The organism is Paraburkholderia madseniana (assembly GCF_009690905.1).
Lineage (GTDB): Bacteria > Pseudomonadota > Gammaproteobacteria > Burkholderiales > Burkholderiaceae > Paraburkholderia > Paraburkholderia madseniana.
Map to the genome: position 1 here is coordinate 96,338 of NZ_VOSW01000021.1, position 9,559 is coordinate 105,896.

4 protein-coding genes are annotated in these 9,559 nt (G+C 63.2%); all 4 read left to right on the top strand.

The window, feature by feature from the left end:
* Positions 1-483 precede the first annotated feature (483 nt).
* Complete coding sequence (locus FSO04_RS13480; protein WP_154560154.1) at positions 484-1,320, top strand: IclR family transcriptional regulator; 837 nt, start codon at positions 484-486, stop codon at positions 1,318-1,320.
* A gap of 375 nt (positions 1,321-1,695) precedes the next feature.
* Positions 1,696-3,120 carry an MdtA/MuxA family multidrug efflux RND transporter periplasmic adaptor subunit gene (locus FSO04_RS13485; protein WP_154560155.1) on the top strand — a complete coding sequence of 475 codons (1,425 nt, stop codon included), beginning with the start codon at positions 1,696-1,698 and terminating at the stop codon, positions 3,118-3,120.
* 18 nt (positions 3,121-3,138) lie between these two features.
* Positions 3,139-6,261 (top strand): MdtB/MuxB family multidrug efflux RND transporter permease subunit, encoded by a 3,123-nt coding sequence (locus FSO04_RS13490; RefSeq protein WP_154560156.1) that lies wholly within the window; start codon positions 3,139-3,141, stop codon positions 6,259-6,261.
* 3 nt (positions 6,262-6,264) lie between these two features.
* A partial coding sequence (locus FSO04_RS13495) for an efflux RND transporter permease subunit (RefSeq protein WP_154560157.1) occupies positions 6,265-9,559 on the top strand: 3,295 nt, incomplete at its 3' end.

The window sequence follows — 9,559 nt, forward strand, 5'->3', positions numbered from 1 at the left end:
TATGAATGCCGCAGACTTTGATGTGCGCCGATAGCACAAAAAAAAAGCGTCACGTTTCCGTGACGCCTTAAAAAGTTCTAGCCATTCCGAGGGCCGTGCTAGAACCTGAGAGACGGTATTCGAAAGTTGGACGGGTGCGCGATGTTGGACGCCGGACTCGAGACAGACACTGCGTGGACTGCTACGGGGGACTGTTAGAGGTACTCGACCAGACACTCCGCGGACCACGGTTGGTTCAGAATTTCAAAATGCAGAACCTGAAACCGTCTTTCGAAATGAGGTTCCATTTTTTATGGTTATGCTGACTAAGTCAAGCAAAATCTAAAGAGACCTCATTCGTCTCGGCAAAATATTCCGATACAATGAATCTTCTGACGAAAAATGCACTTCGCGCCCCATTTTGGGGCCTCCGCCGCACCTCTGCGGATCGGTTGCTGACAGGCAAGCGAACAGAAAACTGAAATATAGTTCCAGAAAAACGACATGACCCGACCCACGTCCTCCCGAACTGCCGCAGGCCCAGCCAAAGACAAAGACGGCTCGGGCGACGAAGTCACCGCGCTGGCACGTGGTTTGACCGTGCTGCGTTCGATCGCCGCGGCCGATGCGCCGCTCAGCAACCGCGAGTTGACCGAGCTGACCGGCATTCCGAAGCCCACCGTCTCACGCATTACCGCCACGCTCGTCGGCGCAGGCTTCCTGTTCCGCTTGCCCGACAGCGAGCGATTCGTGCTGACCTCGTCTGTACTGGAGTTGAGCAACGGCTTTCTGCGCAACTTCGACATCCGGGCCCGGGCGCGCCCCTTCCTCATCGAACTCGCCGAACGCACCGCGTTGTCCGTGCATCTGGCCGTACGCGACCGCCTCGACATGGTGGTCATCGACGCGATCCGGCCACGTTCGGCGGTGCTGGTATCGCGCCTCGAAATCGGCTCGCGCATGAACCTCAGCCGCACCGCAGTCGGCCGCGCCTATCTGTCGGCGCTTGCCGAACCGGAGCGGGAAAAATTGCTGATCGGCCTGCAGGCCGCCGAAGGCGACGACTGGGGCCACGTCAGCAGCCGTCTGACGAGCGCATTACGGGAAACGGCGGAGCAAGGCTTCGCGATCGCCACGGGCGAATGGTACGACGGTTTGAACGCCATCGCATCAGGATTCACCGGCCCCTCGGGCGAGCGCTACGCAGTCAATTGCGGCGGCTCCGCGGATCAGTGTCCGCGCGACTGGCTGATCTCACGTGCGGCGCCGGCCCTGCTCGAATGCATCAGCAAGATCGTTCTCGAGATCGGCGGCACGCCTGGACGCCGCCTCGACAACTGAAACGCGCAGACGCTCGCCGGTCGGCGGCCACGGCATTTTCCAGCCGCCCTCCACTCGCACTGTAACCTTCGTAATCAAAAGAAAAATACACGGGTGGACTGTTACAGAGCCTGCGACGTAGGATCACGCATTCCCGTCGCGGGCGCTCGCCCGGCTTGCCGCTATCGCCCTTCGATAACGTCCCGCCGAGCTGCCATGATGCCGCACTGCGTTAACATCGTTGTCCCGCGCCTCGGGTAGCATCGCGCTGAACATTTGCGGCGCGCCCGCTGTCGAAACCGCCTGTCATGCCGCCTGCGTGCCGGTCCGCCGAACTGTTGAAGCGGCACAAACGCACGAGCGGCTCACATCAAAGCCAGCCACCAGACCGAACCGATGGACGAACAACAAAAGCATTCGGAAACCACACGCCCTGCCGCCCCGGCTTCTCAACCCGGTTCGCAACCGTCAGCCACCGGGAAACCTGTCGGCGGTCCCGGGAAAACGCCGGTCGCAGCAAAAAGCCATCGCGGGCGCAACATCGCGCTGATCGTTGCGGCGCTGGTCATCCTTGGGGTCGTGTTGTGGCGCTGGCATCCGTGGGGCGGGCCCGGAGGCGCGAGCGGGGCTGCCGGTGCAAGCGGCGCGAGCGGCGGCCGCCCGGGCCGTGGTGGCCCTGGCGGCCTCGCCAACATGGCGCAGCCTGTTCACGTGGCGACCGCCGCACAAGGTGAGATGCCCGTGGTGCTGACCGCGCTCGGCACGGTCACGCCGCTCGCCAACGTCACCGTGTTGCCGCAGTTGAGCGGCGTGCTGCAGGACGTGTATTTCAAGGAAGGCCAGATGGTCAAGAAGGGCGACGTGCTCGCCCAGATCGACCCGCGCCCCTATCAGATCTCGCTGGAAAACGCGCAAGGCACCCTCGCGCGCGACCAGGCGCTGTTGCAAACCGCCCGCCTCGACCTGAAGCGCTATCAGACGCTGCTCTCGCAAGACTCGATCGCCAGCCAGCAGGTCGATACGCAGGCCTCGCTCGTGCGGCAGTATGAAGGCACGGTGAAGTCCGACCAGGCAAACGTCGACACCTTCAAGCTCGACCTCGTTTATGCGCGCATCACCGCGCCGGTGTCGGGGCGCGTCGGTTTGCGCCAGGTCGATCCGGGCAACTACGTGACACCGAGCCTGACCAACGGCATCGTCGTGATTACGCAGTTGCAGCCGATCAGCGTGATCTTCACGACCTCCGAAGACAACCTTCAGCAGATCATCCAGCAGACCCAAACGGGCGCGAAGCTCTCGGTCACCGCGTACGACCGCAGCAACACCACCTCGCTCGAAGGCGGCTCGCTCGAAACCCTGGATAACCAGATCGACACCACGACCGGCACGGTCAAACTGCGCGCGACCTTCCAGAACGACAAGAACCGGCTGTTCCCGAATCAGTTCGTGAATACGCGCCTGCTCGTGGACACGATCAAGGACGCAGTGATCGTGCCGACGCCGGCCGTATTGAACGGCTCGATGGGTCAGTTCGTGTACGTCGTGAAGCCGGACAACACGGTGACGGTGCGTGCGGTCAAGGTGGGTCCGGTGGACGGCGAACGCACCAGCATCAAATCCGGCCTGCAGGTCGGCGAGCGCGTCGTGATCGACGGCTCGGACCGGCTGAAGGAAGGCGCGAAGATCACGATTCCGGCCGACAAGCCGCGCAGCGCTTCGGGCGCGCGTGGTGCGAGCGGTGCAAGCGGCGCGGCTGCCGCTTCGGGCGCATCCGGCGCGCATGGACATCATCGCAATCACGCGGCGCAAGCCTCGCAATAAAGGCACGGCAACTATCGCATGAATCCATCCCGCGCCTTTATTCTGCGCCCCGTCGGCACCGCGCTGCTGATGGCGGCGATCATGCTGGTCGGTCTCGTCGCGCTGCGCTTTCTGCCGCTTTCCGCGCTGCCCGAAGTCGACTATCCGACGATCCAGGTGCAGACCTTCTATCCGGGCGCGAGCCCGGACGTGATGACCTCGTCGGTCACCGCGCCGCTCGAACGCCAGTTCGGGCAGATGCCGTCGTTGAATCAGATGTCGTCGCAAAGCTCGGCCGGCTCGTCGATCATCACGCTGCAGTTCAGCCTCGATCTGCCGCTCGATATCGCCGAGCAGGAAGTCCAGGCGGCGATCAACGCCGCGGGCAACCTGCTGCCATCCGATCTGCCCGCGCCGCCGATCTACGCGAAGGTCAATCCCGCCGACGCACCGATCATCACGCTCGCGATCACCTCGAAGACGATGCCGCTCACGCAGGTGCAAGACCTGGCCGACACGCGTCTCGCGCAGAAGATCTCGCAGGTGGCGGGTGTGGGTCTGGTGAGCCTGTCTGGCGGCCAACGCCCGGCCGTGCGGATTCAGGCGAACCCGCGCGCGCTCGCCGCGTACGGTCTGAATCTGGACGACTTGCGCACCACGATTTCGAACCTGAACGTCAACACGCCGAAGGGTAACTTCGACGGCCCGACCCGCAACTACACGATCAACGCGAACGATCAACTGACCGACGCCGACGCCTACAAGAGCGCCGTGGTCGCGTACAAGGGCGGCCGCCCGGTCATGCTGACGGACGTCGCGAACATCGTGCAGGGCGCGGAGAACACCAAGCTCGGCGCATGGGTCAACAACACGCCGGCGATCATCCTGAACGTGCAGCGCCAGCCGGGCGCGAACGTGATCCAGGTGGTCGACAGCATCAAGGCACTGCTGCCGCAACTGCAACAGTCGCTGCCCGCTGCGCTCAACGTGGAAATCGTCACCGACCGTACCACCACGATCCGCGCTTCCGTGCGCGACGTGCAGTTCGAATTGCTGATGTCGGTCGTGCTGGTGGTGCTGGTGATGTACCTGTTCCTCGCCAACGTCTACGCGACCATCATTCCGAGTCTGTCGGTGCCGCTCTCGCTGATCGGCACGCTCGCGGTGATGTACCTGTGCGGTTTCTCGCTGGATAACCTGTCGTTGATGGCGTTGACCATCGCAACCGGCTTCGTGGTGGACGATGCGATCGTGATGATCGAGAACATCGCGCGCTATGTCGAAGAAGGCGAATCGCCGCTGGAAGCCGCGCTGAAGGGCTCGAAACAGATCGGCTTCACGATCATTTCGCTGACGGTTTCGCTGATCGCCGTGCTGATTCCGCTGCTCTTCATGGGTGACGTGGTGGGACGCCTGTTCCACGAATTCGCGATCACGCTGGCCGTAACGATCGTGATTTCGGCGATCGTCTCCCTCACGCTCGTGCCGATGATGTGCGCGAAGCTCCTGCGCCACACGCCGCCGCATGAAAGCCACAGTTTCGAAGCGAAGGCCCATAAATCGATCGACTGGGTGATCGCCCGCTACGCGGTCGCGCTCACCTGGGTGCTGAACCGGCAACGCTCCACACTGTTCGTCGCGGTGCTCACGCTGGTACTGACCGGCGTGCTGTACGTGTACATTCCGAAGGGCTTCTTCCCGGTGCAGGACACCGGCGTGATCCAGGCAATCACGCAGGCGCCGCAGTCGGTGTCGTATGCGTCGATGGCCGAGCGTCAGCAGGAACTCGCCGCGCAGATCCTGAAGAACCCGGACGTGGAAAGCCTCACCTCGTTCATCGGCGTGGACGGCAGCAACATCACGTTGAACAGCGGCCGCATGCTGATCAACCTGAAGCCGCGCGACGACCGCAGCAACACCGCGAGCGACGTGATCCGCCAGTTGCAGCAGGACGTCGCGCACATTCCGGGCGCCTCGCTGTACATGCAGCCGGTGCAGGATCTGACGATCGATTCCACCGTCAGCCCGACGCAGTACCAGTTCATGCTGACCGACCCGAACATCAGCGAATTCACCACCTGGGTGCCGAAGCTGGTCGACCGGCTGAAGCAGTCGCCGGAACTGGCGGACGTGGCCACCGACCTGCAGGACAACGGCCAGTCGGTGTACATCGAAATCGACCGCGCCACGGCGTCGCGTTACGGCATCACGCCGGCTACCGTGGATAGTGCGCTGTATGACGCATTCGGCCAGCGCATCATCTCGACCATCTTCACGCAATCGAACCAGTACCGCGTGATTCTGGAAGCGCAGCCGCAGATGCAGCACTACACCGAGTCGCTGAACTCGATCTACCTGCCCTCTTCCACCTCGTCGGGTGGCCAGGTGCCGCTGTCGTCGATCGCGAAGTTCATCGAGAAACCCGCGCCACTGCTCGTCACGCACCTGAGCCAGTTCCCGGCCACTACCGTTTCGTTCAACCTCGCGCCCGGCTCGTCGCTCGGCGCGGCGGTGAAAGCGATCGATCAGGCGGAGAAGGATATCGGGCTGCCGGCGTCGTTCCAGACGCGCTTCCAGGGTGCGGCGCTGGCGTTCCAGGCATCGCTGTCGAACGAACTGTTCCTGATTCTGGCGGCGATCGTCACGATGTATATCGTGCTCGGCGTGCTGTACGAGAGCTTCATCCACCCGATCACGATTCTGTCGACGCTGCCGTCGGCCGGCGTCGGCGCCCTGCTCGCCCTGTTGATCACCGGGCACGATCTCGACATCATCGGCATCATCGGTATCGTGCTGCTGATCGGTATCGTGAAGAAGAACGCCATCATGATGATCGACTTCGCGCTCTACGCCGAGCGCGAGGAAGGCAAGCCCCCACGCGAAGCCATTTATCAGGCGTGTCTGCTGCGTTTCCGGCCGATCCTGATGACCACGCTCGCCGCCCTGCTCGGCGCCCTGCCGCTGATGCTCGGCACCGGCGCGGGTTCGGAGTTGCGCCGCCCGCTCGGTATCGCGATTGCCGGCGGTTTGATCGTCAGCCAGTTGCTCACGCTGTTTACGACGCCGGTGATCTATCTCGGCTTCGACGCACTCGCCCGCCGCGTGCGTGAGCGCTTCAATCGCGGCAAGCCTGTGCCGCCCGCCACCGATGCAGGGACTTAAGCGATGAACCTGTCGCGTCCGTTTATTTCCCGCCCGGTCGCCACCACGCTGTTGGCGATCGGCATCGCGCTGGCCGGTATTTTCGCGTTCACCAAGCTGCCGGTCGCGCCGCTACCGCAAGTCGATTTCCCGACCATTTCGGTGCAGGCGACGCTGCCGGGCGCGAGCCCGGACACGGTCGCGACCAGCGTCGCGAGTCCGCTCGAACGGCATCTCGGCTCGATCGCCGACGTCACCGAAATGACCTCGCAGAGTTCGGTCGGCTCGACGCGCATTACGCTGCAGTTTGGCCTGAACCGCAACATCGACGGCGCCGCGCGCGACGTGCAAGCGGCCATCAACGCCGCACGCGCCGATCTGCCGGCGAGCTTGCGCAGCAACCCGACGTACCACAAGGTGAATCCGGCCGACGCGCCGATCCTGATTCTCGCGCTCACGTCGAAGACGCTGACCGCCGGTCAACTGTACGACTCGGCGGCCACCGTGTTGCAGCAGTCGCTCTCCCAGGTGGACGGCGTCGGCGAAGTAGACGTGAGCGGTTCGGCGAATCCGGCTGTGCGTGTCGAACTTGAACCGAATGCCCTGTCCCACTACGGCATCGGCCTCGAAGACGTACGCGCGGCGCTCGCCGCGGCCAATGCGAACAGCCCGAAAGGCTCGATCGAATTCGGCCCGAACCGCGTGCAGATCTATACCAACGACCAGGCGAGCAAGGCGTCGCAGTATAAGGATCTGGTCATCGCGTACCGCAATGGCGCGGCGGTGAAGCTGTCCGACGTCGCGGAAGTGGTCGATTCGGTCGAAGACCTGCGCAACCTGGGCCTCTTCAACGGCAAGCGTTCGGTGCTGGTGATTCTGTACCGCCAGCCCGGCGCGAACATCATCGACACCATCGACCGCGTGACGGCGATGCTGCCGCAGTTGCACGCGTCGCTGCCCGCCGACGTGGACATCGCGCCGGCCGCCGACCGCTCCACGACGATCCGCGCGTCGCTGAGAGACACCGAGCGCACGCTGATGATCGCGGTGGCGCTGGTGGTGATGGTGGTGTTCCTGTTCCTGCGCAACTGGCGCGCCACGCTGATTCCGAGCGTGGCGGTGCCGATCTCGATCATCGGCACGTTCGCCGCGATGTATATGCTGGGCTTTTCGATCGACAACCTGTCGCTGATGGCGTTGACGATCGCGACCGGCTTCGTGGTCGACGATGCGATCGTGGTGCTGGAGAACATCTCACGGCATATCGAGAATGGCGTGCCGCGCATGAAGGCCGCGTTCCTCGGCGCGCGCGAAGTCGGCTTCACGGTGCTGTCGATCAGTATCTCGCTGGTCGCCGTGTTCCTGCCTATTCTGCTGATGGGCGGCATTGTCGGGCGGCTGTTCCGCGAGTTTGCGCTGACGCTGTCGCTCGCGATCGGCGTGTCGCTGATCGTCTCGCTCACCTTGACCCCGATGATGTGTTCGCGCCTCCTGCGCGAGCCGCATGAGAAAAAGGAAGAAGGACGTTTCGGCCTCTGGCTCGAACGCGGCTTCATGTCGATGCATCGCGGTTATGAGCGTACCCTCGGCTGGGCGCTGCGGCATCCGCGCCTGATCGTGATGATTCTGCTCGCGACCATCGGACTGAACATCTGGCTGTACATCATCGTGCCGAAGGGCTTCTTTCCTCAGCAGGACACGGGCCGGTTGGTCGGCGGCATTCAGGCCGACCAGAGCACGTCGTTCCAGGCGATGAAGAGCAAGTTCTCGGAGATGATGGAGATCGTCGGCAAGAATCCCGCCGTCGACAGCGTGGCGGGTTTCACCGGCGGCCGGCAGACCAACTCCGGTTTCATGTTCGTTTCGCTGAAGCCGAAAAGCGAGCGCAAGCTATCCGCCGACCAGGTGATCCAGCAACTGCGCGCCCCGCTCGGCGAGGTGGCCGGCGCGCGGACTTTCCTGCAAGCGGTGCAGGACATTCGCGTAGGGGGCCGGCAATCGAACGCGCAGTATCAGTTCACGCTGCTGGCCGATTCGACGACCGATCTGTATCTGTGGGGACCGAAGCTGACTGAGGCGCTGCAGGCGCGCCCCGAACTCGCCGACGTGAATTCCGACCAGCAGCAAGGCGGCCTCGAGGCGATGGTGACGATCGACCGCGCAACCGCCGCGCGCCTCGGCATCAAGCCGGCGCAGATCGATAACACCTTGTACGACGCGTTCGGCCAGCGCCAGGTCTCGACGATTTACAACCCGCTGAACCAGTATCACGTCGTGATGGAAGTGGCGCCCAAGTACTGGCAGAGCCCGGACATGCTGAAACAGATTTACGTCAGCACCTCGGGCGGCAGCGCGAGCGGCGCGCAGACCACCAACGCGCCGGCCGGCACGGTGACCGCGCGGACCACGGCTACGGCTACAGCGAGCACGAGCGCGACGACAGGCGGCACGGCGGGCACGACTGCATCGAGCGTGGCGAGCATCGCGGCCGACTCCGCGCGCAACCAGGCGATCAATTCGATTGCGGCGAGCGGCAAGTCGAGTGCTTCGTCGGGTGCGGCCGTGTCGACGTCGAAGGAAACGATGGTGCCGTTGTCGGCGATCGCGAGCTTCGGGCCGGGGAATACGCCGTTGTCGGTGAATCACCAGAGCCAGTTCGTGGCCTCGACGATTTCGTTCAATCTGCCGCCGGGCGTATCGTTATCGACCGCGACGCAGGTGATCTACGACACGATGGCGCAGATCGGCATGCCGGGGACGATCCACGGCAGCTTCCAGGGCACGGCCCAGGCGTTCCAGCAGTCGATGTCGGACCAGCCGATCCTGATTCTGGCCGCGTTGGCGGCGGTGTATATCGTGCTGGGGATGTTGTATGAGAGCTATATCCACCCGCTGACGATTTTGTCCACGCTGCCCTCCGCGGGCGTGGGGGCGTTGCTGGCTTTGCTGCTGTTTAAGACTGAGTTCAGCATCATTGCGTTGATCGGGGTGATCTTGCTGATCGGCATCGTGAAGAAGAACGCAATCATGATGGTGGACTTTGCTATTGAGGCCTCCCGGCAGGGGTTGTCGTCGCGGGATGCGATTTTTCAGGCTTGTTTGCTGCGGTTTCGGCCGATCATGATGACTACCTGTGCTGCGCTTCTTGGGGCGTTGCCGCTGGCCTTTGGAAGTGGTGAAGGGGCGGAGCTTCGGGCTCCGTTGGGGATTGCTATTGTGGGTGGGTTGATTGTTAGTCAGATGCTGACGCTGTATACCACTCCCGTGGTGTATCTGTATATGGATCGGATTCGGGTGCGGTGGGAGGCCCGCAAGGGGC